At 51.9% G+C, this 26,426-nt stretch carries 18 protein-coding genes, 1 tRNA gene and 2 pseudogenes; 10 read left to right on the forward strand and 11 right to left on the reverse strand.

The genetic code is table 11. From position 1 onward, the window contains the following. Positions 1 to 2: 2 nt before the first annotated feature. Genes spoT through recG form a run of 3 tightly spaced genes read left to right on the forward strand, consistent with a single transcriptional unit; the run spans position 3 to position 4,895 of the window. The gene (gene spoT / locus J4645_RS19685; RefSeq protein ID WP_000280481.1) at positions 3 to 2,114 is read left to right on the forward strand and encodes a bifunctional GTP diphosphokinase/guanosine-3',5'-bis pyrophosphate 3'-pyrophosphohydrolase; all 2,112 of its coding nucleotides are present in this window, start codon (positions 3 to 5) and stop codon (positions 2,112 to 2,114) included. A gap of 4 nt (positions 2,115 to 2,118) precedes the next feature. Next, on the forward strand, positions 2,119 to 2,808 hold the full coding sequence (gene trmH, locus J4645_RS19690) for a tRNA (guanosine(18)-2'-O)-methyltransferase TrmH (protein ID WP_001068436.1): 690 nt from the start codon (positions 2,119 to 2,121) through the stop codon (positions 2,806 to 2,808). Between the two features lie 5 nt (positions 2,809 to 2,813). Further along, a complete protein-coding gene (gene recG, locus J4645_RS19695; RefSeq protein ID WP_208209008.1) occupies positions 2,814 to 4,895 on the forward strand; it encodes an ATP-dependent DNA helicase RecG in 2,082 nt (693 codons plus the stop codon). Positions 4,896 to 4,930: 35 nt separating this feature from the next. On the opposite strand, the gene gltS is transcribed toward recG, so the two are convergent. Then, positions 4,931 to 6,136 carry a sodium/glutamate symporter gene (gene gltS, locus J4645_RS19700; protein ID WP_000462249.1) on the reverse strand — a complete coding sequence of 402 codons (1,206 nt, stop codon included), beginning with the start codon at positions 6,134 to 6,136 and terminating at the stop codon, positions 4,931 to 4,933. Between the two features lie 227 nt (positions 6,137 to 6,363). On the opposite strand from gltS, the gene xanP reads away from it, so the two are divergent. Both xanP and J4645_RS19710 read left to right on the forward strand, forming a co-directional pair. After that, the gene (gene xanP / locus J4645_RS19705; protein ID WP_000115428.1) at positions 6,364 to 7,755 is read left to right on the forward strand and encodes a xanthine/proton symporter XanP; all 1,392 of its coding nucleotides are present in this window, start codon (positions 6,364 to 6,366) and stop codon (positions 7,753 to 7,755) included. Positions 7,756 to 7,875: 120 nt separating this feature from the next. Next, positions 7,876 to 9,585 carry an AsmA family protein gene (locus J4645_RS19710; protein ID WP_000766648.1) on the forward strand — a complete coding sequence of 570 codons (1,710 nt, stop codon included), beginning with the start codon at positions 7,876 to 7,878 and terminating at the stop codon, positions 9,583 to 9,585. A 102-nt stretch (positions 9,586 to 9,687) separates the two neighbouring features. Here the strand turns inward: J4645_RS19710 and yicI are convergent, their stop codons facing one another. Then, a complete protein-coding gene (gene yicI, locus J4645_RS19715; RefSeq protein WP_023214558.1) occupies positions 9,688 to 12,006 on the reverse strand; it encodes an alpha-xylosidase in 2,319 nt (772 codons plus the stop codon). Positions 12,007 to 12,017: 11 nt separating this feature from the next. After that, on the reverse strand, positions 12,018 to 13,400 hold the full coding sequence (locus J4645_RS19720) for a glycoside-pentoside-hexuronide family transporter (RefSeq protein ID WP_000834258.1): 1,383 nt from the start codon (positions 13,398 to 13,400) through the stop codon (positions 12,018 to 12,020). A gap of 287 nt (positions 13,401 to 13,687) precedes the next feature. Here J4645_RS19720 and J4645_RS19725 point away from each other — a divergent pair. Next, positions 13,688 to 13,782: transfer RNA gene (locus tag J4645_RS19725), tRNA-Sec, on the forward strand. A 35-nt stretch (positions 13,783 to 13,817) separates the two neighbouring features. Here J4645_RS19725 and J4645_RS19730 read toward each other — a convergent pair. Then, positions 13,818 to 14,158: pseudogene (locus J4645_RS19730) on the reverse strand (transposase); the annotation flags it as partial. 146 nt (positions 14,159 to 14,304) lie between these two features. Between J4645_RS19730 and J4645_RS22320 the strand changes: the two are divergent. The 3 genes and pseudogenes from J4645_RS22320 to misL form a co-directional block, all read left to right on the forward strand. Next, a pseudogene (locus tag J4645_RS22320) lies at positions 14,305 to 14,415 on the forward strand (transposase); the annotation flags it as partial. 756 nt (positions 14,416 to 15,171) lie between these two features. After that, positions 15,172 to 15,789, forward strand: a complete 618-nt coding sequence (locus J4645_RS19735) for a helix-turn-helix transcriptional regulator (protein ID WP_000984806.1) — start codon at positions 15,172 to 15,174, stop codon at positions 15,787 to 15,789. A 74-nt stretch (positions 15,790 to 15,863) separates the two neighbouring features. Continuing rightward, positions 15,864 to 18,716, forward strand: a complete 2,853-nt coding sequence (gene misL / locus J4645_RS19740; RefSeq protein ID WP_023377057.1) for an intestinal colonization autotransporter adhesin MisL — start codon at positions 15,864 to 15,866, stop codon at positions 18,714 to 18,716. Between the two features lie 94 nt (positions 18,717 to 18,810). Here misL and J4645_RS19745 read toward each other — a convergent pair whose 3' ends face one another. Together J4645_RS19745 and J4645_RS19750 are read right to left on the reverse strand one after the other, a co-directional pair. Continuing rightward, complete coding sequence (locus J4645_RS19745; RefSeq protein WP_023213975.1) at positions 18,811 to 19,275, reverse strand: hypothetical protein; 465 nt, start codon at positions 19,273 to 19,275, stop codon at positions 18,811 to 18,813. A 10-nt stretch (positions 19,276 to 19,285) separates the two neighbouring features. Beyond that, a complete protein-coding gene (locus J4645_RS19750) occupies positions 19,286 to 20,143 on the reverse strand; it encodes a transcriptional regulator (protein ID WP_001278062.1) in 858 nt (285 codons plus the stop codon). Positions 20,144 to 20,927: 784 nt separating this feature from the next. Between J4645_RS19750 and J4645_RS19760 the strand changes: the two genes are divergently transcribed. Next, a complete protein-coding gene (locus tag J4645_RS19760; protein ID WP_000106461.1) occupies positions 20,928 to 21,608 on the forward strand; it encodes an isochorismatase family protein in 681 nt (226 codons plus the stop codon). A 162-nt stretch (positions 21,609 to 21,770) separates the two neighbouring features. Here J4645_RS19760 and cigR read toward each other — a convergent pair whose 3' ends face one another. The 5 genes from cigR to J4645_RS19780 all read right to left on the reverse strand — a co-directional run bounded on the left by cigR (position 21,771) and on the right by J4645_RS19780 (position 26,207). After that, on the reverse strand, positions 21,771 to 22,250 hold the full coding sequence (cigR, locus tag J4645_RS19765; RefSeq protein ID WP_023214555.1) for an anti-virulence regulatory inner membrane protein CigR: 480 nt from the start codon (positions 22,248 to 22,250) through the stop codon (positions 21,771 to 21,773). A 101-nt stretch (positions 22,251 to 22,351) separates the two neighbouring features. Then, positions 22,352 to 22,438: a magnesium transporter protection protein MgtU gene (gene mgtU / locus J4645_RS22360; protein WP_252515021.1), complete on the reverse strand. Its 87-nt coding sequence runs from the start codon at positions 22,436 to 22,438 to the stop codon at positions 22,352 to 22,354. 12 nt (positions 22,439 to 22,450) lie between these two features. Further along, entirely contained in the window at positions 22,451 to 22,543 is a 93-nt protein-coding gene (gene mgtR, locus J4645_RS19770) for a protein MgtR (RefSeq protein ID WP_001082118.1), read from the reverse strand. A 21-nt stretch (positions 22,544 to 22,564) separates the two neighbouring features. Next, a complete protein-coding gene (mgtA, locus tag J4645_RS19775; protein ID WP_000131296.1) occupies positions 22,565 to 25,291 on the reverse strand; it encodes a magnesium-translocating P-type ATPase in 2,727 nt (908 codons plus the stop codon). Between the two features lie 220 nt (positions 25,292 to 25,511). Continuing rightward, positions 25,512 to 26,207: an MgtC family protein gene (locus tag J4645_RS19780; protein WP_000392699.1), complete on the reverse strand. Its 696-nt coding sequence runs from the start codon at positions 26,205 to 26,207 to the stop codon at positions 25,512 to 25,514. Between the last annotated feature and the right edge of the window lie 219 nt (positions 26,208 to 26,426).

Here is a 26,426-nt window from a genome sequence, read left to right on the forward strand (position 1 = left end):
CCTTGTATCTGTTTGAAAGCCTGAATCAACTGATTCAAACCTACCTGCCGGAAGACCAGATTAAGCGTCTTCGGCAGGCGTATCTCGTTGCACGTGACGCTCACGAGGGCCAGACACGTTCAAGCGGTGAACCCTATATCACGCACCCGGTAGCGGTGGCCTGTATTCTGGCCGAGATGAAACTCGACTACGAAACGCTGATGGCCGCTCTGCTGCATGACGTGATTGAAGATACCCCCGCCACCTATCAGGACATGGAACAGCTTTTCGGTAAAAGCGTTGCCGAGCTGGTAGAGGGGGTGTCGAAACTTGATAAGCTCAAGTTCCGCGATAAGAAAGAGGCGCAGGCCGAAAACTTCCGCAAAATGATTATGGCGATGGTGCAGGATATCCGCGTCATCCTCATTAAGCTTGCTGACCGTACCCATAACATGCGCACGCTGGGCTCGTTACGCCCGGATAAACGTCGTCGTATTGCCCGTGAAACGCTGGAAATCTACAGTCCTCTGGCGCACCGTTTAGGTATTCATCACATCAAAACCGAGCTGGAAGAGCTGGGCTTTGAAGCGCTGTATCCCAATCGTTACCGCGTCATCAAAGAAGTGGTAAAAGCGGCGCGCGGCAACCGTAAAGAGATGATCCAAAAAATCCTCTCTGAAATCGAAGGACGTTTGCAAGAGGCGGGAATTCCGTGTCGCGTTAGCGGTCGCGAAAAACATCTTTACTCGATCTACTGCAAAATGGTGCTCAAAGAGCAGCGTTTTCACTCGATCATGGACATTTACGCTTTCCGCGTCATCGTTCATGACTCCGATACCTGCTATCGCGTACTCGGCCAGATGCACAGTCTCTATAAGCCTCGTCCGGGACGGGTGAAAGACTATATTGCCATTCCCAAAGCGAACGGCTATCAGTCTTTGCACACCTCGATGATCGGCCCGCACGGCGTTCCTGTTGAAGTCCAGATCCGTACCGAAGATATGGATCAGATGGCGGAAATGGGGGTCGCGGCGCACTGGGCGTATAAAGAACACGGTGAGACCAGCACCACGGCGCAGATCCGCGCCCAGCGCTGGATGCAGAGCCTGCTGGAGCTACAACAGAGCGCCGGTAGTTCGTTTGAATTTATCGAAAGCGTAAAATCCGATCTCTTCCCGGATGAGATTTACGTTTTCACCCCGGAAGGACGCATTGTCGAACTGCCCGCTGGCGCTACGCCGGTGGACTTCGCCTACGCCGTGCATACCGATATCGGCCACGCCTGCGTCGGCGCGCGTGTCGACCGGCAGCCTTATCCGCTGTCGCAGCCGCTTAGCAGCGGTCAGACCGTCGAAATTATTACCGCGCCGGGCGCGCGTCCCAACGCCGCCTGGCTGAACTTTGTCGTCAGCTCTAAAGCGCGCGCTAAAATTCGTCAGTTGCTGAAAAACCTCAAACGTGATGACTCCGTAAGCCTGGGCCGTCGTCTGCTTAACCATGCTTTAGGCGGTAGTCGTAAGCTGGCGGAAATTCCGCAGGAAAATATTCAGCGCGAACTGGATCGTATGAAGCTGGCAACGCTTGACGATCTGCTGGCGGAAATCGGTCTCGGCAACGCGATGAGCGTAGTGGTCGCGAAAAATCTGCAGCAAGGAGAAGCCGTGGTGCCGACCGTTGCGCAATCGAATCACGGCCACCTGCCGATTAAAGGCGCGGATGGCGTGCTTATCACCTTTGCGAAGTGTTGTCGTCCGATCCCAGGCGACCCGATCATCGCTCACGTCAGCCCAGGTAAAGGACTGGTGATCCACCATGAATCCTGCCGTAATATCCGTGGATACCAGAAAGAGCCAGAGAAATTTATGGCGGTCGAATGGGACAAAGAGACGGAGCAGGAATTCATTACCGAAATCAAGGTGGAAATGTTTAACCATCAGGGCGCGCTGGCTAACCTGACGGCGGCGATTAATACGACCACCTCCAATATTCAAAGCCTGAATACTGAAGAGAAAGATGGTCGCGTCTATAGTACCTTTATTCGCCTTACCGCACGCGATCGCGTACATCTGGCGAATATCATGCGCAAAATCCGCGTGATGCCAGACGTTATTAAAGTCACCCGTAACCGAAACTAGCGCTATGAATCCAAAACGTTATGCGCGTATATGCGAAATGCTCGCCAGGCGTCAGCCTGATCTCACGGTCTGCATGGAGCAAGTCCACAAACCTCATAACGTTTCTGCAATCATTCGTACCGCAGATGCCGTTGGCGTCCATGAAGTCCATGCCATCTGGCCTGGTAGCCGGATGCGCACCATGGCTTCCGCAGCGGCGGGCAGCAACAGTTGGGTACAGGTGAAAACTCACCGTACCATTGGCGATGCGGTAGCCCATTTGAAAGGTCGGGGAATGCAGATTCTGGCAACCCATCTTTCTGATAAGGCCGTAGACTTTCGCGAGATTGATTACACGCGCCCGACCTGTATTCTGATGGGTCAGGAGAAAACCGGTATTACTCAGGAAGCATTAGACCTGGCGGATAGGGACATCATCATTCCGATGATCGGCATGGTACAGTCGCTGAACGTTTCCGTCGCCTCCGCGCTCATTCTTTATGAAGCCCAGCGCCAGCGTCAGAACGCGGGCATGTATCTGCGTGAAAATAGCATGTTGCCGGAAGATGAACAGCAGCGCCTGCTGTTTGAGGGTGGTTATCCGGTGCTGGCGAAAGTCGCTAAACGTAAAGGTCTGCCTTATCCTCGCGTCAATCAGCAGGGCGAAATCGACGCCGATGCTGACTGGTGGGCGACGATGCAGGCGGCAGGGTAATCACCATGTCAGGCCGCTTGTTAGACGCTGTTCCGCTCAATTCCCTGACAGGTGTCGGCGCAGCGCAAAGCAGTAAACTGGCGAAAATTGGCCTGCATACCGTCCAGGATTTGCTATTACATCTTCCTCTGCGTTACGAAGACCGTACCCATCTCTACCCCATTGGCGAACTGCTGCCTGGCATCTACGCCACCGTTGAAGGTGAAGTGCTGAACTGCAATATCACTTTCGGCGGTCGTCGGATGATGACCTGCCAGATTAGCGACGGTTCCGGCATTCTTACCATGCGCTTTTTCAATTTTAACGCGGCGATGAAAAACAGCCTGGCGACGGGGCGACGTGTGCTGGCCTACGGGGAAGCGAAGCGCGGCAAGTATGGCGCAGAGATGATCCATCCGGAATATCGCCTGCAGGGCGATCTCAGCACGCCGGAACTTCAGGAAACGCTCACCCCCGTCTATCCGACCACCGAGGGCGTGAAGCAAGCGACACTGCGCAAGCTTACCGATCAGGCGCTGGAGTTGCTCGACACCTGCGCCATTGCCGAACTACTGCCGCCGGAACTGGCGCAGGGTATGATGAGCCTGCCGGAGGCGCTACGTACCTTGCATCGCCCGCCGCCGACACTCCAGCTCGCCGATTTAGAAACCGGCAAACACCCGGCGCAGCGGCGGCTTATTCTTGAAGAGCTACTGGCGCATAATCTCAGTATGCTGGCGCTTCGCGCAGGCGCGCAGCGCTATCACGCTCAGCCGCTAAGTACCAACAACATATTGAAAGACAATCTGCTGGCGTCGTTGCCGTTTAAACCCACCAGCGCGCAGGCGCGGGTGGTAGCAGAGATCGAACACGATATGGCGCTCGATGTGCCGATGATGCGTCTGGTTCAGGGCGACGTGGGTTCCGGTAAAACGTTGGTTGCAGCGCTTGCCGCCTTGCGCGCTATTGCCCACGGTAAGCAGGTCGCGTTGATGGCGCCGACCGAACTGCTCGCCGAACAGCACGCAAATAATTTCCGCAACTGGTTCGAACCGTTGGGCGTTGAAGTGGGTTGGCTGGCGGGTAAGCAAAAAGGTAAAGCGCGTCAGGCGCAGCAAGAGGCTATTGCCAGTGGTCAGGTACAGATGATTGTCGGCACCCACGCAATCTTCCAGGAACAGGTGCAGTTTAATGGGCTGGCGCTGGTCATTATCGATGAGCAGCACCGCTTTGGCGTCCACCAGCGTCTGGCATTGTGGGAAAAAGGCCAGCAGCAGGGCTTTCATCCGCATCAGTTGATTATGACCGCAACGCCTATTCCGCGCACCCTGGCGATGACTGCCTACGCCGATCTCGATACCTCGGTGATTGACGAGCTACCGCCGGGCCGTACCCCTGTCACTACCGTTGCTATTCCGGATACCCGTCGCCATGAAATCATTGATCGTGTGCGCAACGCCTGCACAACCGAAGGCCGTCAGGCCTACTGGGTCTGTACGCTGATTGAAGAGTCCGATCTGCTGGAAGCGCAGGCGGCGGAAGCCACCTGGGAGGAACTCAAGCTGGCGTTACCGGAGTTGAATATCGGCCTGGTACACGGCCGCATGAAGCCCGCCGAAAAACAGGCGGTGATGCAGGCCTTTAAGCAGGGTGAACTGCATTTGCTGGTCGCCACTACGGTGATTGAGGTGGGGGTCGATGTTCCTAACGCCAGCCTGATGATTATTGAAAACCCGGAGCGACTGGGCCTGGCGCAGCTGCACCAGCTCAGAGGGCGCGTTGGCCGTGGCGCGGTCGCATCGCACTGCGTGCTGCTCTATAAATCGCCGTTGTCGAAAACGGCGCAGAAGCGTTTACAGGTATTGCGCGACAGCAATGACGGCTTTGTGATTGCGCAAAAAGATTTAGAGATTCGCGGCCCGGGGGAATTACTGGGCACGCGCCAGACGGGTAACGCCGAATTTAAAGTAGCTAATTTGCTGCGCGATCAAGGCATGATCCCCGAAGTTCAGCGTATTGCCCGTCATATTCACGAACGTTATCCGCAGCAGGCACAAGCGCTGATTGAGCGCTGGATGCCGGAAACCGAACGTTATTCCAACGCCTAGTGAGCACGGCGGCTTTAATGCCGCCGTACAAACTATTATTGCGCGAAAATCGGTAACAGCAGGTACAGCTTGATTACCAACGCATTGACGATATCGATAAAGAACGCGCCGACCATCGGCACCACCAGGAACGCCATATGCGAGGGGCCAAAACGGTCGGTAATCGCCTGCATATTAGCAATGGCGGTCGGCGTTGCGCCCAGGCCAAAACCGCAGTGACCCGCCGCCAACACCGCTGCATCGTAGTTTTTCCCCATCATGCGCCAGGTGACGAAGATCGCGTACAGCGCCATGAAGATGGTCTGTACCACCAGAATCGCCAGCATCGGCAGCGCCAGCGACGCCAGTTCCCACAGCTTCAGGCTCATCAGCGCCATTGCCAGGAACAGTGACAAACTCACGTTCCCCAGCACCGAAACAGCACGCTCAAATACGCGATAAAAACCCACCAGCGCCAGGCCATTGCTGAGGATCACCCCAACAAATAGCACACAAACGAAGACCGGCAGTTCAAGCACCGTTCCCGCCAGTAGCTGCGCTACGATTTTGCCCACGGTCAGACAGATAGCAATCAGGGCGATAGTTTCGATTAGCACCAGAGAGGTGATCATACGGCCCACATCCGGCTTTTCAAAGGCTGTCGGCACGGCCTGATCATCAGGCATTCCATCCGGCGTGGTGGAGTGTTTCACCAGATAACGCGCTACCGGGCCGCCAATCAACCCGCCCAGCACCAGGCCAAAGGTTGCACATGCCATCGCAACTTCGGTGGCATTGGCAAAACCATAACGTTCGACAAACAGTTTACTCCACGCCGCGCCGGTACCGTGTCCGCCGGACAGCGTAATTGACCCGGCAATCAGCCCCATTAACGGGTCCAGCCCCAACAGACTCGCCATGCCGATACCGATGGCATTCTGCATCAGCAGTAATCCGACCACGACTACCAGGAAGACGCCAACAACGCGTCCCCCCTTGCGCAGGCTGGCAAGGTTAGCGTTAAGGCCGATCGTCGCGAAAAACGCCAGCATCAACGGATCGCGCAGGGTCATATCAAAGTTGACCTCCCAACCGACGCTTTTTTTCAGCACCAGCAGCGCAACCGCGACCAGTAACCCCCCCGCCACCGGTTCCGGAATCGTATATTTCTTCAGTAAGGAGACAGACTGGACCAGCTTGCGACCCAGTAGCAGCACCAGCGTGGCGGCGACAAGGGTCGATAAGGTATCGAGTTCAAACATTTAAAGCTCCTGTAGTGCGCTGTGACATGTGCGCACAAATCATTTCCTGAGTCAGTTTTTTAGCTCTTTGCGAGTCTTCGGCATGGATTTTAAGCAGAAAAAGGCAAAAAGTTATATAAAAAGGTGCATTTATCTTTTTTAAATATTAAGAATATTCGCTCGCAATCGTTTGCTTTTACCACCTGGTCAGATAAAATCACCGCTTTTCCACCACGAGAATGTCCCTGATGTCCGTTAACGCCATCGAGCCGGCAGATGCGCAACCGGTTGCGCAGACGCAAAACAGCGAATTAATTTACCGCCTTGAAGATCGCCCGCCGCTCCCTCAAACCCTTTTTGCCGCTTGTCAGCATCTGCTGGCCATGTTTGTCGCGGTAATCACGCCAGCGCTATTAATCTGCCAGGCGTTGGGTTTACCGGCGCAGGATACGCAGCACATTATCAGCATGTCGCTGTTCGCCTCCGGCGTAGCCTCTATTATTCAAATTAAAGCGTGGGGGCCGGTAGGATCGGGGCTGTTATCCATCCAGGGAACCAGTTTTAACTTTGTCGCTCCACTGATTATGGGCGGTACCGCGCTGAAAACCGGCGGCGCGGACGTCCCGACGATGATGGCGGCGCTGTTCGGCACGCTGATGCTGGCAAGCTGCACCGAGATGGTGCTTTCTCGCATTCTACATCTGGCGCGCCGGATTATCACGCCGTTAGTCTCCGGCGTCGTGGTGATGATTATTGGCCTGTCGCTGATTCAGGTGGGGCTAACCTCCATCGGCGGCGGCTATGCCGCCATGAGCGACAACACCTTTGGCGCACCGAAAAACCTGCTGCTGGCCGGCGTCGTCCTGGCCATTATTATCCTGCTGAATCGGCAGCGTAATCCCTACCTGCGCGTGGCTTCTTTGGTTATTGCTATGGCGGCTGGCTATCTTTTGGCCTGGTTTATGGGCATGTTACCTGAGAATAACGCGCCGGTCTCACAGGACATCCTGATGGTGCCGACCCCGCTGTATTATGGTCTGGGCATTGACTGGAACCTGTTACTGCCGTTGATGCTGGTCTTTATGATTACGTCGCTGGAGACCATCGGCGACATCACCGCCACCTCTGATGTCTCCGAGCAGCCGGTATCCGGCCCCTTGTACATGAAACGGCTAAAGGGCGGCGTACTGGCTAACGGCCTGAACTCATTTGTTTCAGCGGTATTTAATACGTTCCCGAATTCCTGTTTCGGTCAGAACAACGGCGTAATTCAGTTGACCGGCGTCGCCAGTCGCTATGTGGGATTTGTCGTCGCGCTGATGCTGATTGTGCTCGGCCTGTTCCCGGCGGTAAGCGGTTTTGTGCAGCATATCCCGGAACCGGTGCTCGGCGGCGCCACGTTGGTGATGTTCGGCACCATTGCCGCCTCCGGGGTGCGTATTGTCTCGCGTGAGCCGCTGAACCGCCGCGCGATTCTGATTATCGCCCTGTCGCTGGCCGTGGGTCTTGGCGTCTCGCAACAGCCACAGATCCTGCAGTTCGCGCCGGAATGGGTGAAAAATCTGCTCTCATCCGGAATTGCCGCTGGCGGCATCACGGCTATCGTGCTGAACCTGATTCTCCCGCCGGAAAAACCGTAAAAACCCTGCGGCGGCGACGCGATTCGCCGCTGCTGTAACGCTCTTTCACCATTCCTGTCTTGAGGATTGCACGCAAATCGTGCATAAATCCCCTATGTGCATTTCACGGGATGGAAGACCATGAAATTGATTGGGAGGTTGCTTCTCTATGTGCTGATCGCCTGTTTAGTGGTGATTTTCGGCTTTTATTTTCTGCTGCAAACGCGCTGGGGCGCAGATCACATCAGCAACTGGGTATCAGAGAACAGCGGTTATCACCTCACATTCGACGTGATGGATCATCGTTTTTCCGCCCCATCCCATCTTTTACTGGAGAATGTGACCTTTGGTCGTGATGGTCAGCCTGCTACCCTGGTCGCGAAAACCGTAGATATCGGTCTGAGCATTCGCCAGTTAACCGCGCCGCTGCATGTCGACACGATTCTGTTACAGGACGGCACGCTGAATATTTCAGTGCAAACCGCCCCTTTCCCGTTTGAGGCCGACCGCCTGCAACTTCGCAATATGGCGCTCAATAGTCCCGGCAGCGAATGGCGGTTGAGCGCCCAGCGCGTTAACGGCGGCGTTATGCCCTGGCGCCCCGAAGCCGGTCGGGTATTGGGCAATAAAGCCCAGATCCAACTGAGCGCTGGTTCGCTGACGTTAAACGACGTTCCCGCCACGAATGTGCTTATTGAAGGCAGTATCGACCATAATCAGGTGATGTTAAACACCGTCGGCGCCGATATGGCGCGCGGAGCGTTAACCGGCGTCGCCCGGCGTAACGCTGACGGTAGTTGGGTCGTTGAAAATCTGCGGCTGAATGATATTCGGTTACAAAGCGATAAATCCCTGAGCGAGTTTTTCGCGCCGCTTACTACGGTTCCATCTTTGCAGATTGGTCGTCTTGAAGTGACGGACTCCAGCCTGCAAGGACCAGACTGGGCAGTCACCGATCTTGACCTGAGTTTGCGCAATCTGACTCTGCGCAAAGAAGACTGGCAAAGTCAGGAAGGTAAATTATCGATGAACGCCAGCGAGTTTATTTACGGCTCGCTGCACTTGCTCGATCCAATCCTGAACGCCGAATTTTCACCACAGGGCGTTGCGCTACGCCAGTTCACCACCCGCTGGGAAGGCGGTATGGTCAGAACCTCCGGCGCCTGGTTACGCGAGAGCAAAGCGCTTATTCTGGACGATACCGCTATCGCCGGGCTGGAGTATACGCTGCCGGAAAACTGGAAGCAGTTATGGATGAAGCCGTTGCCCGACTGGTTGAACAGCCTGACGCTGAAAAAATTCAGCGCCAGCCGCAATCTGGTGATTGATATCGACCCGGCCTTCCCGTGGCAAATCACCGCTCTGGACGGCTACGGCGCAAACCTGGAGCTGGTACAACATCATCAATGGGGCGTCTGGAGCGGCAATGCGACCCTCAACGCCGCAGCGGCAACCTTTAACCGTGTGGATGTGCGCCGCCCGTCGCTGTCGTTGACGGCTAATGCCAGCACGGTCAACATCAGCGATCTGAGCGCGTTTACTGGAAAAGGGATACTGGAAGCCACTGCCAGCGTATCGCAACTGCCGCAGCGTCAGACGCAAATCAGCCTGAACGGACGCGGCGTACCAATGGATGTGCTACAACAGTGGGGCTGGCCGGCATTACCGATTGCTGGCGATGGCAATATTCAGCTCACGGCCAGCGGCAATATTCAGGCCGATGCGCCGTTGAAACCGACGGTAAACGGGCAATTACACGCGGTCAACGCACAAAAGCAGCAGATAACGCAGACGATGCAAGCGGGCGTGGTGTCCGGCGGGGAAGTTACGTCAACGGAGCCAGCGCTGTAATTGAGGGCTTGCCCGGTGGCGCTGACGCTTACCGGGCTTACGATTCTTGCTCATTTGTAGGCCGGATAAGCGCAGCTCACAGCACCATCCGGCGATTCAGATTTAAAGCGTAATCACCACTTCATTTCCCAGCGGGGTAACCACTACGCCCAGTTCACTTCCCGCATATGAGCCGCATTTGGTACCGCTAATCTGCGTAATATTACGCAGACACAGCGTCCAGTTGCGCGCCTCGCCTTCGCCGCTCACCGTAATGGTATTGCCTGTGCGTTTCGCCTGCAGCGTAAAGATTGTCGAACCATCCGTAGCAGGGACTTCGCAGACCGCTTCGCAGCCGTCATCCAGATGGAATAACTGGAAGGCCGTACCCTCATGCCAGGCGTAATCGGGCTTCTGGCTATTGTTGCCCAGCGCCAGTAGTGTATTGTCACGCACGTACACTGGCAGGCTCAGGAAGTCATGCTGCTGTTTATGCCAGCGGCTGCCCTGCACTTCATCGTTGCGCCACAGGTGCGTCCAGCGGCCTTCTGGCAGATAGAACTCCACGTCGCCCGCTTCACTAAATACCGGCGCTACCATGACCGCATCTCCCAGCATGTACTGGCGATCAAGATAATCACACGCCGGATCGTCCGGGAACTCCAGCATCATCGCCCGCATCATTGGCGTACCGGCTTCGTTGGCGCGCGCCGCTTCCCGATACAGATACGGCATCATCCGGCACTTCTGTTCGGTGAAGAAGCGCACCACGTCACAGGACTCGTCGTCATAGGCCCACGGAACCCGGTAGGATTTGCTACCGTGCAGGCGGCTGTGGCTGGAGAGCAAGCCGAATGCGCACCAACGCTTGTAGACATGCGCCGGCGCGGTATTCTCGAATCCGCCAATATCATGGCTCCAGAAGCCAAATCCTGACAGGCCAATGGAAAGCCCGCCGCGCAGGCTTTCCGCCATCGATTCGTAGTTGGCGTAACAGTCGCCGCCCCAGTGCACCGGGAACTGTTGCGCGCCCACCGAGGCGGAACGGGCGAACAGCACCGCCTCTTCAACGCCGACAGTCTCTTTCAGCACGTTCCACACCAGTTCGTTGTAGATGTAGGCATAATGGTTGTGCATTTTCTGTGGATCTGAACCATCAAACCACTGCACATCCGTTGGAATACGTTCGCCGAAGTCAGTTTTGAAGCAGTCCACTCCCATCTCCACCAGGCCCTTCAGCTTGTCGGCATACCATTCGCAGGCTTGCGGGTTGGTGAAGTCGTAAATCGCCAGTCCCGGCTGCCATTTATCCCACTGCCACAAGGAGCCGTCCGGGCGTTTAAGCAAATACCCTTTCTCTTTTAGCTCCTGGAAGACCGGGGATTTCTGGCCGATGTAGGGGTTAATCCACACGCAGACTTTCAGCCCTTTCGCTTTCAGGCGGCGAATCATCCCTTTCGGATCGGGGAAAGTCACCGGGTCCCATTCAAAATCGCACCACTGAAAAGCTTTCATCCAGAAACAGTCGAAGTGGAAGACGTGCAGCGGTAGATTGCGCTCGGCCATACCGTCGATAAAGCTGTTAACGGTCGCTTCGTCGTAGTTGGTGGTAAATGAGGTGGTCAGCCACAGGCCAAACGACCAGGCGGGCGGCAGCGCCGGACGACCCGTAAATTGGGTATAGCGGTTCAGCACGTCTTTCGGGGTCGGGCCGTCGATGACGAAGTATTCCAGATACTCGCTCTCAACGCTGAACTGGACTTTGGAGACTTTCTCGGAGCCAATTTCAAACGACACGCACTGCGGATGGTTTACCAGCACACCGTAGCCACGGTTGGTGATATAGAACGGGATGTTCTTGTAAGACTGCTCGGTGCTGGTGCCGCCGTCGCGGTTCCAGGTCTCCACCGTCTGACCGTTACGCACCAGCGCGGTAAAGCGCTCGCCCAGCCCGTAGACGGTTTCGCCCACGCCGAGATCCAGGCGCTCGAACATGTAGTTGCGCCCGCTGTTGGTGTCCTGTACATAGCCGTTATTTTTCAACTGGCTACCGGTGATACGTACACCGTTGCGCAGAAAATCCAGGGACCAGAGCTCGCCTTTGGTGACGCGCACGCTCAGGCTGCCGCTCTTGAGTTCGGCAAATTCGGCGTTGTTCTGCATCTCTACGTTGATATCTTGCAAGACATTGAGTGGATAATGTGGGCCGTTATCCAAAGCGCCCTGGAAGTGTTCCATCCGTACACCTATCACTCCTTCCTGCGGCGAGAAAAAGCGCAAGGTAAACAACGGGGTATCCAGTTGCCAGGTTCGTTCGCGGACATCGCGCGGCGCGGCATAGACCACCATCTCATTCCCCTGCTGTTCAACGTCGAACACCTGAACCGGGTGAATCAAATTAAGGCCAGGCTGGATCAGCCAGTTTCCGTCGCTAATTTTCATAGTCTGTTCCTTTAGTTCTGCAATTCTTTATGGGGAAATTCTTGTTCGTTACGGTGTGCGCCCTGCGCCAGTTGTTCCAGAATGGTTTTCAGGAACGGGCTTTTCAGGGTGTAGTAGCGTTTAGCGATCGCGGCGCTCAGCAGATAACAGATGGCCGGGACGATAGTGAACAGAGCGATGATGATGCTGATCGTGGCGCTGTTTTGCGTTTTCGCCGCCGCGTCGTAACCGCCGCCTGCCAACATCCAGCCAATCAGCGCCCCGCCGAGGGCAAGACCCAGTTTCAGCACGAACAACGTGCCGGCAAAACTGATCCCCGTCAGGCGTTTGCCGTTACACCATTCGCCATAGTCGACGGTGTCAGACATCATCACCCACTGGATAGGCGTGACTAACTGGTGCAACACGCCAATCACGAAGATAAAGACGAACATAGCGATCGTGGCGTGCATCGGTACGAAGAACATCGCCACGCTGATTACTGCGAGTAAAGCGTTGGTCCACCAGAAAACGCTCACTTTGCATTTCCAGTCGGTCAACGGTTTTGCCAGCGCCGAGCCAATCAGGTTGCCGACGCAATAGGTGGTGAGGAAGGCGACAAACACGCCCGGCTTGCCCAATATCCAGGTGACGTAATACATCATCGCCCCGCCGCGCACGCATACCGCCAGAATATTCAGGATGGTGAGCAGGCCGACTATGCGCCACTGGTCGTTGTGCCAGATATCACGCAGGTCTTCACGCATGGAGGTATGGGTGGCAGGCGCTTCAACGCGCTCTTTGGTGGTAAAGAAGCAGAACGCCAGCATCAGGAACGCCACCACCGAGAGCGCCGCGATACCCCCCTGGAAGCCCAGCGCCTTATTCTCGCCGCCAATCAGTTTCACCAGAGGCATCATCAGTACGGTAGAGAGCATTCCGCCCGCCGTTGCCAGCACAAAGCGCCAGGATTGCAGGGAGATACGCTGCGTTGGGTCATTGGTTATTACACCCCCCAACGCGCAGTAAGGGATGTTGACCACAGTGTACAGAAGGGTGAGCAACGTGTAGGTGATGGCGGCATAAATCATTTTGCCGTTCAGACTGAGATCCGGCGTGCTATAAGCCAGCACACAAACGATACCAAACGGCAACGCGCCAAACAGCACCCAGGGTCGGAATTTGCCCCAGCGAGAGCGGGTGCGGTCGGCCAGCAGGCCCATGCAAGGGTCGGAGATGGCATCAAGCGCACGCGCCAGTAAAAACATGGTGCCGACAAAACCAGCAGGAATGCCGAAAATATCGGTATAGAAGAACATCATATATAACATGACGTTATCAAAGATGATGTGGCTGGCGGCATCGCCCATACCATAGCCAATCTTCTCCTTAACGGAGAGAATTTCACTTTTCATTACGCATCCTTAACGCTCACAACGCTCACTGATACCGGTTACAGTTTTTGTAAACCTTCCCTGCGAGCGTGAATATTCCGTTATTTGGTTATCAAATTACGATTCTTGTTTTCTGTGATCAGGGTAGCGCCAAAAAGTGTGATGAAATGTAACTAATGGATTTTATGGGGGTTTATATGAAACCGATCATGGCAGAAGGAAAGGGAAGTTAAAAAAGCACGGGAGGGGATGTGGAAACGCCAGGAAGTAGCTATAATGCGCGCGCCTCCATGTAGCAATCGAGGCGCGGAAGATCGTCGTCTCCGGTGAGGCGGCTGGACTTCAAATCCAGTTGGGGCCGCCAGCGGTCCCGGGCAGGTTCGACTCCTGTGATCTTCCGCCAATTAACCTCTTCTGACCTCAATAAAATGAATCGCCACGCGCCCGTGGACTTCGGTATCCGACCTGAGCCTTTATCCCCACACGTTGCATCAACCACCAGGCTTTGTTTACACCACATTGTTCCCGATATCCCGCAGATCGATACAGATCTTGCGATAGCCATAAACACAGCCCGATTCCAGCCAGAACTGCCTGATATACCCCGTCAGATTCAGGTCAACATGATGCCGTCGTGAATGTGGCGGCTTTATCCAGGCGTAAAGACTATGGGTGGTAATATCAAGACGTGTTGCGATGCTGGAAACAGAATGGCCGCGCTCAATAACCTGTTTTACCGCTTTAATTATAAACTCTTCGGGATAACGTTTACCGCTCATGGGCTCCTCTCTTTAAGCCATCTTAAATGACTCTGCGGTGTCTGTTAAACCTGTGGCGATTCATTTAATTTTTTGTACGTATTCCACATAATCGTGCTATTCACATTTAGAGATCACGTCATCGATCTGCTGACGAAGGAATCTCTATGTGTAAAGCCCGTCTCACTGAGCATCAGAACATCGCCGTAATTAAGTTGGTCGAAGCCGGACGAACGGTTAAAGATATCTGCCAGGAGGCGGATATTTCTGAGGTGACTGACGACATCTATAGACATTAGGTTTGACCACATTCTGTTTCTCACTAATGTGCTCCGGGAAAGAGTTTTCATCAGATGAACAATTGAAAAGAGAAGCCAGAAGCTGAAGTTGCTTCGACCGATAAGTCTGTCGGTTGCTCAGACCGTCACGATCAGAATTAAGTTAGATCAACTTATTGGCAAGGTATAACTCCCGGCGTTAAGTTACAAGATTTTCTCATGGCATTAGCATTACACCCTCTTAAAGTTTACATGTGTCTCTATAAAATAGTCTTAAATTTGTATATAAGAAGTTGATGAGAGCACAAAAGTCACCATTAAGTCATTGAATAACAATGCAATAAAAGAAAAAATCTTAAATTAGGTTTTAATAATAAGAATTCATTACAGGTTTACAGGAATTACTTTTATATTTCATCACATCACCCCGATAGTGACGAAGGCAGCAGACAGATGGTATTGAGAACCGTTATTTATCACCCTCATGATTTAGCAAATAGTGCTGTTTTAAGATTTTTTATGATATTGGAGATACTGTATAAAAATCTCAATGAGTGAAATACGAATCCGAAATGATGTATTACGACTGTCGGATCTGTCATGGTTCCTTAAAGCTGTATTTTAGGTCTTTCCAGGAGTTTATGACACTGACAATAATTCGCGACTTTTGACAGCCGTAGCACTGTATATTATCTGGATTGACACATTTATTTACCAATGAAATATTAATAGAAACATCGACGGGAGTCGTTCAGGATGATGAGAAAGCCTTCACAAATTGTCCATTGCATTAGTTGCGATTTATCCTGTCAATTATTCCCTGACAGCGCAGTACGGGTGCAATACTGTCATAATGCGGCATTTTCCATCTGGCCAGATGGTAATGCTTTCCTGAAAAAAGGGTTTATTGAAAAGTTATTGCTTGATAGACACAACCATTTATCCAGCGGTTTTATCTTTGTTGATTTTTCTTTCCCGAATCTTCGACGATTTACCGATTTGCAATGGGCTGACAGTCTGGCAGACAGTGGCATGCATATTGTCCTGATTTCTGACAGGAGTTTAACTCCGCTGGCCAATTACTGGATTTTGAAAAGCAATAAAATACAAGGAATTATTTATTCCGATGACGATGATATTGTGCAACAGCAAAAGATGCACCGCTTGTTTACCGGTCGGCTTGCCAACAGTAAACGTGGACGAACGCTTAACTATACGGAATTTATATTACTGAAGCGTTTTGTATCAGGAATAAGTATTCAGCAGATTGTAAATATTGACAATATTGATATTAAGAAACTTTATGTGCATAAGCTGCGGCTTGAAAATAAGCTAGGGCATAGCATTCATAAAATAATATCAAATATTTTATAGAACCGTTTCCATTTTTATTATTTCCATATTATTGCGATGTGGAAGACGCTTTACGCCATAATGCAGGAGGCAGAATGCCAACTCCCCAAAATTACTCATTCATCGCCATAGCGGTATCAGCAGCATTAGCCTCTATGGTATTTCCCTCCCAGGCGGCCTGGGTCGACGTTGATAGTCTGCCATCCAGTGGGCTAGTCAGCCAGTTGCCGCCGGAATTACAGGCTATTATTCCCGCTCAGGCCAGTACCGGTTTCACCAAAGTCGGTACCATGCCCAACTACGTTTATCAGTGGAACACCGGCACCATCCCGGTTTATGGCAATGGCCTCACGCTTAATGGGCCGGGCGCGGAGGCGTTTGAACACACTGTCACGGTTATTCAAAACAGCGGGACGGGAAGTCCGGGCGTGATTTTTGGCAACGACCTGACCATTCGGACGCAGTCGGCGAATGCCGCGAATAATGGTAGAGACGTCGATGGCATCCGTACTCACGGCGCGAATACTCCGGATAACCCGGTATTTATTATTACCGGTGACCGCACCCGCATCTACGTGGATGGTCAGGATGGTGACGGTATTAACGCCGGATATAACTCACTGGGCCAGGGTTGGACCGGATCGGCCAATATTTACGTCGGCGACGATCTGTATATCAAAACTACCGGTAGCCAGGGACGTGGAATTACAGCCAACGCCATGAGGGATGCGTCACGTGCCAAAAATACGATTGTCGTCGGCAATCGTGCGCATATTGTTACTACCGGCGACAGTTCAGAGGGGCTGCGTACCGGACAAAGTGGTTCTTTGATTCGTCTGGGTGACGATGCAACCATCGAAACCTCCGGCGCATCCTCTACGGGGATTTACGCAGCATCCTCCTCCAGAACCGAGCTTGGCAACAACGCTACTATTACGGTGAACGGTGCCAGCGCACACGCGGTATATGCAACTAACGCTACCGTTAATTTGGGAGATAATGCCACTATTAGCGTCAACAGCGCCAGTAAGGCTGCATCCTATAGTAAAGCCCCTGCCGGTTTATACGCCCTCTCCCGAGGCGCCATTAATCTGGCAGGCGGTGCGGCTATTACTATGGCGGGCGATAACAGTAGCGAAAGTTACGCCATCAGCACGGAGACTGGCGGTATTGTTGACGGTTCTTCAGGAGGACGTTTCGTCATCGACGGTGATATTCGTGCCGCTGGCGCCACCGCTGCCAGCGGTACGCTACCGCAGCAGAACAGTACGATTAAACTCAATATGACGGACAACTCGCGATGGGACGGGGCGTCGTACATCACCAGCGCTACGGCGGGCACAGGCGTTATCTCTGTACAAATGAGCGATGCGACCTGGAATATGACCAGCAGCTCAACGCTCACTGACCTGACGCTGAATAGTGGCGCAATCATTAACTTCAGCCATGAAGATGGCGAGCCATGGCAAACGCTCACCATCAATGAAGATTATGTAGGCAACGGCGGTAAGCTGGTCTTTAATACTGTGCTCAACGATGATGATTCCGAAACGGACAGGCTGCAGGTTCTCGGCAATACTTCAGGCAACACATTTGTTGCAGTAAATAATATTGGAGGAGCCGGGGCGCAAACCATTGAAGGTATTGAAATTGTTAACGTTGCTGGCAATTCTAACGGTACTTTCGAAAAAGCAAGCCGTATTGTTGCCGGAGCCTATGACTACAACGTGGTGCAGAAAGGTAAAAACTGGTATCTGACCAGCTACATTGAGCCGGACGAACCGATTATTCCCGATCCGGTAGACCCTGTTATTCCCGATCCGGTAGACCCTGATCCAGTAGACCCGGTTATCCCTGACCCTGTTATTCCCGATCCGGTGGACCCTGATCCAGTAGACCCTGAGCCAGTAGACCCGGTCATCCCTGATCCGGTCATTCCTGACATAGGGCAATCTGACACACCGCCGATAACAGAACATCAGTTCCGTCCGGAAGTGGGCAGCTATCTTGCCAACAACTATGCGGCAAATACGCTGTTCATGACGCGTCTCCATGACCGTCTGGGTGAAACCCAGTACACCGACATGCTGACGGGTGAGAAGAAGGTCACCAGCCTGTGGATGCGTAACGTCGGCGCCCATACTCGCTTCAACGATGGCAGCGGGCAGCTAAAAACCCGCATCAACAGCTATGTGTTACAAGTGGGAGGCGATCTGGCACAGTGGAGCACTGACGGTCTTGACCGTTGGCATATTGGTGCAATGGCAGGTTATGCCAACAGCCAGAACCGCACGCAGTCGTCCGTGAGTGACTATCATTCCCGTGGTCAAGTCACCGGTTACAGCGTCGGCCTTTATGGCACCTGGTATGCTAACAATATTGATCGGTCTGGGGCTTATGTGGATACCTGGATGCTGTACAACTGGTTTGATAACAAGGTGATGGGTCAGGATCAGGCCGCTGAGAAATATAAATCCAAAGGAATTACCGCCTCGGTTGAAGCCGGTTACAGCTTCAGGTTAGGTGAAAGCGCGCATCAAAGCTACTGGTTGCAACCCAAAGCGCAGGTGGTATGGATGGGCGTGCAGGCTGACGACCATCGCGAAGCCAATGGTACCCTCGTCAAGGATGATACCGCCGGTAATCTGCTAACCCGCATGGGCGTAAAAGCCTATATTAACGGCCACAACGCTATTGATAACGATAAATCTCGAGAGTTCCAGCCATTCGTGGAAGCGAACTGGATCCATAATACGCAGCCTGCCAGCGTGAAGATGGACGATGTCAGCAGCGATATGCGTGGTACGAAAAATATTGGTGAACTGAAAGTGGGTATTGAAGGACAAATTACCCCGCGCCTGAACGTATGGGGTAACGTGGCGCAACAGGTAGGTGACCAGGGCTATAGTAATACCCAAGGCCTACTGGGGGTTAAATACAGTTTTTGATTCAGGTAACAACAGAGCCGCTGATCTTCAGCGGCTTTTATCCGGAAGCGCTTTCATTTGGCTGATACGTTCCATGAACGGCTCCCAAAACCGCTTAATGTGTACAGAAAAATATCGGGCGTTTCCCGATGGTGAACATAAAGCCACGATGGCCCTGAGTCAGGATGGTGTAACTGATGCTTTTCCCTGGATAGACATAAAAATCGGGTAAAACCGTCTCGATAACCGCATCGGACAGTGTTTCGTCACGCGTGACTTTGTTGATATCCGTCGATATAAAATGGGTGCTGTCTTTATTTTCACTCCATACATAGGAAACATCACGGCGGATCACGCCGCTCATTTTATTATCGACGTAATACGTTCCGCTGATGGAAACCACCCCAGTGCGTTTTTTCAGCGAATACATAAAGTCCAGCGTCAGGTTAGCCTGAGTGTTGTTATAAAACACAATCACAGGCGCCGTACATTTCTCTGGATCCCGGTTCTTTTCCGTATATAAATGAACAAGATGCCCAAGCCCTACTCCCAGAAACAGTAGCGTCAGGCAGGCTAACATCAGTGCCTTTTTACCCATGTGTCACCCCGCGGAAAAAAAGCGTCACGCAGCCTGTATCGCCGCGCGTTTTATACGGTTGCTGACAAATCAATGCCGTAACCGCTGGGGTGCGACTACTGGAAGGGAAATAGACCCATGGGTATTTCTGACAATCCATACCGGTTTTTAGAATCATTGACTTATAGCTAGCAAAGCGGCTACCGCTTTCGATATCTTCATTCCGCGAGAAAAAATGACAGCCCTGAGTTGTTTCAACCAGCGTGTAGCGATCATAAAAATCTTTATCGGGAACGGTTTGCCAGCTGATAGTGCCAAGCAAAATACCAACAGCAAATGTCCCGGTCATCCAAAGTACAGGTACATAATGTTTAAACCAACGCCCTGACATACGCGGTGGCGTCTCACCCTTTTTTTCTATTGCCTGAGCGAAGTCTTTGCGGATGGTCATGAGGCTCACACCAGGCTCAATCTGAAAGCCTCTACGCGGAACCGTGATTATCAGCGTATCTTCATTTTCGCCAACGGTACGTAATCCGCGGCGAATAATGGAGATATTCTGATAAAGCGTATTTGCCGACACCACCATGCCGTCTTCTTCCCACACTTTTTGAAAGAATGTTTGTTGTGAGACGACGGAGGGGGCGTTTTCCAGCAGAAGGCGCAAGCAGCGGCTGGCGGGCGTTGTCAGAATAATGTTGAGATCTGGCCTCGATAATGACGCCAGGCGATTCATTTCTGGATTAAATTCAATATTATCGTTAATTATCCATAACATCGCATTGTTACCATGCCAAAACATAACGTAGTTGGAGAGGGTTAATAGACACCACTGAGTATAGTCTGATGCTGTGGCTGCGTAGCAGGACATGGATTGTCCCCTGCACATACCGATCATATTGAAGAGCGAGAGGCATAAGACATTAACAGGTAAGCGTAGACACCGCTTTTCTCATTATAGCAGACTCAGGGGTGAAAGTACGTTTGGTTTTCTTGTTCGTTAAGTCACCTGTTTTGTGTTGAGGTGAGAATATCACCTTTAATCAGGTGGCCAAATTTACTGTGCCACTACGCTTTAATATCTCATATATAAATCATGAAAAAATATATCCTGACAATCTATATCATATGAAAGACAGGGTTTTATTGAACGTGTTCTCTATAATGGCTTGTAATATCCAAAAAAGCAGCACTCGTTATGTAGGGATAGTTTCCAATTTATTAAGAGTTACAGTAGCCATACTTAATAACAACACGCTTCCCACTTAATATTTAAGCTGTGCTTTATGTTATTTAAATATAAATAAGTTAACTCTTAATTGAACTATTTCAAACTTATACTAAATAAGTTTAAAACTATCTATCAGAAACAATTTGTAGGGATATAGCCTGTTTTTTCAATCAATAATCCTCTCCGACATGTAAAATAGAAACATTTATTCATAATATGAATATTGTTGTGATAACAGATTCGCGTGAAAGTAAATCGACTGAAGGTGATGCCGATAAATATTCCTTCAGAAAGAACTCACCAGGGTAATCCAGGATCGGCAACGGATTACTGTCATCAGCTTAAAAACGGAAATCGCCCCGGCGATTAATGACTTTAACACTGATAGTGACTATCAGTGAAAGGCAACAACAAGGAATGAATTATGTCTACACCAGCGAATTTTAACGGTCAACGCCCTGCCATTGATGCTAACGACGCAGTAATGCTGCTGATTGACCACCAAAGTGGCCTGTTTCAGACCGTCGGCGACATGCCGATGCCGGAATTACGCGCGCGCGCCGCGGCGCTGGCTAAGATCGCTACCTTATGCAATATGCCGGTCATTACTACCGCATCCGTACCACAGGGACCGAATGGTCCGCTGATTCCGGAAATCCATGCGAATGCGCCACACGCGCAATATGTCGCGCGTAAAGGGGAAATTAATGCCTGGGATAATGCCGATTTTGTACAAGCGGTAAAAGCGACAGGCCGTAAAACGCTGATCATCGCCGGTACTATTACCAGTGTCTGCATGGCTTTTCCAGCCATCAGCGCCGTCGCGGAAGGGTACAAGGTATTTGCGGTAATTGATGCCTCCGGTACGTACAGTAAAATGGCGCAGGAAATTACGATGGCCCGCGTGGTGCAGGCAGGCGTAGTACCAATGGATACCGCGGCGGTAGCCTCTGAGCTGCAACGTACCTGGAATCGGGAAGATGCCGCAGAATGGGCGGATGTATATACCAAAATATTCCCGGCCTATCAGCTACTGATTGAAAGTTATACCAAAGCGCAGGAAGTAGTAAAAAATAATGAACTGCTGGATTCTCAGCGCGCATAAATAACGCCCTGAAGCGGCTAAATAGCCCCATTTAATGGGGCTATTTTACTTGCCATTTTGGTCCTGGGCAGAAAATCCTCACGTACTACGTGTACGCTCCGGTTTTTGCGCGCTGTCCGTGTCCAAACTGGCTGCGCCAATAACGCCTGGTGGGATAGGCTCTTAATCAAATACGCCATTAATAATCGCCGTGACCACCGCAGTACTGAGCGCGATCAGCACCAGATTATCCCCAACGATTTTCCACTCATAGCCCGGATAATAAGGTAATTGTCCCAGCATAGACACCGGCACCGTTTTTTTAGCGATTCCCGGCGGCAGCGGTTTTCCTCTCGCCAGATTTTTCGCAATCCCCGGAGGTAAAGACTGATAACCCGTCAGCCCTAAATTCACTGCCAGTTGCCTGGCGACAGCATAGCTAATGTCCGACTCGACGTGATCCGGTTTACCGCCATTTTTACGGTGTTCCGTTTTTTGCCCGGCATTTCCTTTATGTCCGTTACCGTTATTACCCTGATTAGCCGCGTTATTACCATGTCCGCCGCCATTGCCATTTCCCGGATTCGCCAGCACAGGCGTAGCGCTCAGGGAAAACGTAATCAACGTCGCCAGGACGGCGGTTAAACCACGACGATTATTCATGATATTGCCCTTCTGATGTGGGATACCATGAAAATAGCGCCCCGCCATAAAAAGAACAACTACATCGATTCTTATTTTAAGCGGGGCTCGCCAACAGCAGCTTATCGTATCCAGATAGTCAGTAAAATCAGGATGATTGCTATCAGGACAACCTGATAAAAAATTTTGTCCAACCCTCTTTTTTGCATGGCGTCACCTCGTTATAAAACGATTTGCCAGAGGGCTAAACACAACACCAACAGGCTAATCAGTAAAAATATCAGCGCGATGATTTTATCGGGTGAGCGATTCATCTGGGCGATCCTCAAACATCATTAAAACCACTGGCCAAAGCGTTTGATATAAAAGCGCTTCATGCCTTGCGCCACCAGACAGTAGCTCAATAATGTCGCCACCAACCACGGGAAGTAGCTCAGCGGCAGCGGCTCCAGTCCAACCATCGCACCCAAAGGTGAGAATGGAATATAAATGCCTATCGCCATAATCAAGCCGGTCGTCAATAATACCGGCAACGTCGCCCGACTTTGGATAAACGGTATTTTCTGCGTCCTTAGCATATGCACGACCAGTGTCTGCGAGAGTAGCCCCTCAATAAACCAGCCGGACTGAAAGAGCGCCTGCGCCTCTACGTTATTAGCCGCAAAGACGTACCACATCAACGCAAAGGTTGTGATATCGAAAATAGAAGACGTTGGGCCAATCCATAGCATAAAACGACCAATATTTTTCGCGTCCCATTTCCGCGGCTTACGCAGGAACTCTTTATCCATTTTGTCCCACGGCAACGACAACTGCGAAATATCGTACATCAAATTCTGGATCAACAGATGAATCGCCAGCATCGGCAGAAACGGAATAAACGCGCTGGCTACCAGTACCGAAAAAACATTGCCGAAATTAGAGCTGGCGGTCATATTCAGGTATTTAATGATATTGCCAAAGGTTTCCCGCCCTTTGATGACGCCTTCCTCAAGCACCATGAGATCTTTTTCCAGCAGAATAATATCTGATGACTCTTTAGCAATATCGGCGGCGCTATCGACGGAAATCCCCACATCCGCATCACGAAGCGCGGGCGCGTCGTTGATCCCATCCCCAAGAAAACCAACGGTATGACCATTTTTCTGTAGCGCTTGCAAAATACGCGTTTTTTGTAACGGCGTCAGCCGGGCGAATACTGCGCGTTTCTCCACTTCAGACGCCAGTTCGGCATCTGACATCGCCTCAACCTGGGTTCCGGTCAGGATATCGTGCGTATCAATACCCACTTCCAGACAGATACGCGCCGTCACGACCGGATTATCGCCGGTGAGGACTTTGACCGCCACGCCGTTATCCCGCAACGCGGCAATCGCTTTTCCGGCGCTCTCTTTCGGCGGATCGAGAAAAGTGAGCATCCCTTCGATGGTAAGTTCGGTCTCATCCTCCACACTTAATGTCGGATTGTTCCCGGAACCATCCAGCTTACGTGTCGCTATCAGCAATACACGGAATCCCTGCGCATTGTAATCTTCGGTTTTCGCCAGCAGCAGCTCGCGGCGTGTTTCCGTCAGCGCCACCACACGATCGCCTTCGCGAAGATGGGTGGCTACCATCATCATCTCTTCAACAGCGCCTTTGCAGATCAGGCATCTGTCTCCATGCTGCGTATCCTCCACCAGGACCGATACCCGGCGACGTACAAAGTCGAATGGCAGTTCATCGCGTTTAACGAAGCGCGCTTTTGTCGATGGCGCGATGCGACCCTCGCCAAAACGCAGTATGGCGCGATCCATCACATTCCGGGCGCCGCTCTGGCTGCTACTATTCAGCCAGGCCAGCATCAATACCCGGCTGCTTTTTACACCGCTCACATCCAGATGATGCTCCAGAAAAATATTGTCCTGGGTTAAGGTGCCGGTTTTATCTGTACACAACACATCCATCGCGCCGAAGTTTTGAATAGCGTTCAGGCGCTTGACGATCACTTTGCGCCGCGACATCGCAATCGCGCCTTTTGCCAGGTTGGAACTGACAATCATGGGCAACATTTCCGGCGTCAACCCCACCGCAACCGCCAGCGCGAACAGCGAAGCCTCTACCCAGTCTCCCTTACTGAACCCATTGATCAGCAGGACAACCGGCACCATGATCAGCATAAAGCGTATCAACAGCCAGCTCACGCTGTTGACTCCACGATCGAAAGCCGTCTGGGTACGCGTACCCACAATGGATTTCGCCAGCGAGCCGAACCAGGTACGGCTTCCCGTCGCAACCACGACCGCTTGCGCTCTGCCGCTGGTTACATTGGTTCCCATCAGACAGATATTGCCCAAATCTAACAGGCTTTTATCTTTGTCAGGCAATTGCTCGCTGTCTTTACCTGCCACATCAGCCATAACATCGTATTTTTCTACGGGTAATGATTCACCACTAAGAATTGACTGGCTGATAAAGAGATCGCGCGACGCCAGCAGCCGGACGTCGGCGGGCACCAGATCGCCTGCGGCCAGAAAAACCACATCGCCCGGCACCAGTTCTTCAATGGGAATCTCTTCCTGCACCGCGCCTATATTGCCCGGCCCACGACGCAACACCGTGGCGGTGGTGCGAACCATCTTTTTCAGCGCCTGTGCTGCTCTGTTAGTGCGAAACTCCTGCCAGAAACGCAATAACCCGCTCAAACTGACCATCGTCAGAATAATCAGCACGCCGGTGAGATCGGTCTCTTCGCCACGGCGTAACGGGAGCCAGTAATCCGTGATAAAACTGACCCCTGCCAGTGCGATCAGAACGTAAATAAACGGGTTATTGAATGCCTGCAGAAGCTGAACCAGCACCGGAGGAACTTGCTCATGCGCCACTTCATTGCGCCCATACACTTTCAACCGTTCGCTGGCCTCTTCTATCGTGAGGCCCTGACGATGGCTGTTCAGCCGCGCCAGTGTCTCCTCCGGGCTATGAAAAGCTTCCGCTTCGATCGGAAATACTTTTTTATGCTGCTTATCATTTTCTGACGCCGGGCGATTGAGTTTCCGGTTTTCAATGTTCATGTCAGTCATGATGAATCCCCAAAATTAAGGTGTAGTGTTTCCTGCATATCACGCCCAGGGAATAGCGAACTCACGATTTGAAGGTGAATGCCCCGGGAGAATTATCTATGCATAAAAAAGAGTTATTGCTTACTCACTATTTTGAGTGGGTTTTATTTTATCGACTCGGGAATATCCATCATTCCCTCCTTATACGCCTGGCGTAATGTTGCAATTGAATAAAAAACTATTATTGACTATCAATGCTCCAGTGAATTGCGGTGATATTATCGTTATCACCTATTCTGGATATAATCAGTTCTCGCGTTTTACGATAATCAGCATGACCCACGAGCTCGGCACGAATTTCTTTATAGCCCTGTTCCTGAGCGGGGACCGAACCTAACCCTTGTAAACAGATCGCGGCCTCTTTTACGATATTCAGTAACCACTGACGAACCGCGCTCTCATCTTCTTTATTACAGGTTACTTTCAGGATATAACGTTTTTCTCCCTCGGCGGATACCGGGAGTTGATTTATACGCTGCGCCGCTTCACGCAGTAAAATATTGGCACAAAGAATAATGATCGTCGCCGCCAGCGCATTTTTGAACTGCCCTAAGCCGCATAACACGCCGATGCCCGCCGAACACCATAGCGTTGCCGCAGTGTTCAGTCCGCGCACATTCATCCCTTCGCGCATGATGACGCCCGCCCCCAGAAAGCCAATACCAGAGACAATCTGCGCCGCAATTCTCCCGGGGCTGTCTGGCGATGTCGTCATGGAGCTCAGAATAAAAACGGCGGCGCCTGTCGCCACCAGCGCATTAGTGCGTAATCCCGCCATACGTTGACGCCATTGTCTTTCCGCGCCAATCAGCGCGCCCAATAGCATAGCGGCCAGTAAATTTAAAATATAAGGAAACATTAACATACGTTCCTCCATTTTTTCTGGAAGAATAAGTACGTGCTATATTTAGCACACGACAAATTTCTGCCCTGAGGCAATTAGCGTCGTGTTGACGGCGGAGGAAATAAAGCGTGTTTAAACATGAACATGACGATTACCTCGCGACAATGCGCGTGTTGTAACATTATTGGGATGACAATCGTCACAAGGGGAGATTGCTGCCCACCGGTTCGGCAAGCAGCGCAGGAATAGCGT

Origin of the sequence: Salmonella sp. 32082101201600294FB01SM01 (assembly GCF_017572865.1) — a bacterium.
GTDB classification, from domain to species: Bacteria; Pseudomonadota; Gammaproteobacteria; order Enterobacterales; family Enterobacteriaceae; genus Salmonella; species Salmonella enterica.

Coding starts and splice junctions, on each gene's coding strand:
- trmH (WP_001068436.1), top strand. CDS start 2,119: ATGAATCCAAAACGTTATGCGCGTATATGCGAAATGCTCGCCAGGCGT.
- recG (WP_208209008.1), top strand. CDS start 2,814: ATGTCAGGCCGCTTGTTAGACGCTGTTCCGCTCAATTCCCTGACAGGT.
- gltS (WP_000462249.1), bottom strand. CDS start 6,136: ATGTTTGAACTCGATACCTTATCGACCCTTGTCGCCGCCACGCTGGTG.
- xanP (WP_000115428.1), top strand. CDS start 6,364: ATGTCCGTTAACGCCATCGAGCCGGCAGATGCGCAACCGGTTGCGCAG.
- J4645_RS19710 (WP_000766648.1), top strand. CDS start 7,876: ATGAAATTGATTGGGAGGTTGCTTCTCTATGTGCTGATCGCCTGTTTA.
- yicI (WP_023214558.1), bottom strand. CDS start 12,006: ATGAAAATTAGCGACGGAAACTGGCTGATCCAGCCTGGCCTTAATTTG.
- J4645_RS19720 (WP_000834258.1), bottom strand. CDS start 13,400: ATGAAAAGTGAAATTCTCTCCGTTAAGGAGAAGATTGGCTATGGTATG.
- J4645_RS19735 (WP_000984806.1), top strand. CDS start 15,172: ATGATGAGAAAGCCTTCACAAATTGTCCATTGCATTAGTTGCGATTTA.
- misL (WP_023377057.1), top strand. CDS start 15,864: ATGCCAACTCCCCAAAATTACTCATTCATCGCCATAGCGGTATCAGCA.
- J4645_RS19745 (WP_023213975.1), bottom strand. CDS start 19,275: ATGTTAGCCTGCCTGACGCTACTGTTTCTGGGAGTAGGGCTTGGGCAT.
- J4645_RS19750 (WP_001278062.1), bottom strand. CDS start 20,143: ATGTCCTGCTACGCAGCCACAGCATCAGACTATACTCAGTGGTGTCTA.
- J4645_RS19760 (WP_000106461.1), top strand. CDS start 20,928: ATGTCTACACCAGCGAATTTTAACGGTCAACGCCCTGCCATTGATGCT.
- cigR (WP_023214555.1), bottom strand. CDS start 22,250: ATGAATAATCGTCGTGGTTTAACCGCCGTCCTGGCGACGTTGATTACG.
- mgtU (WP_252515021.1), bottom strand. CDS start 22,438: ATGCAAAAAAGAGGGTTGGACAAAATTTTTTATCAGGTTGTCCTGATA.
- mgtR (WP_001082118.1), bottom strand. CDS start 22,543: ATGAATCGCTCACCCGATAAAATCATCGCGCTGATATTTTTACTGATT.
- mgtA (WP_000131296.1), bottom strand. CDS start 25,291: ATGACTGACATGAACATTGAAAACCGGAAACTCAATCGCCCGGCGTCA.
- J4645_RS19780 (WP_000392699.1), bottom strand. CDS start 26,207: ATGGAGGAACGTATGTTAATGTTTCCTTATATTTTAAATTTACTGGCC.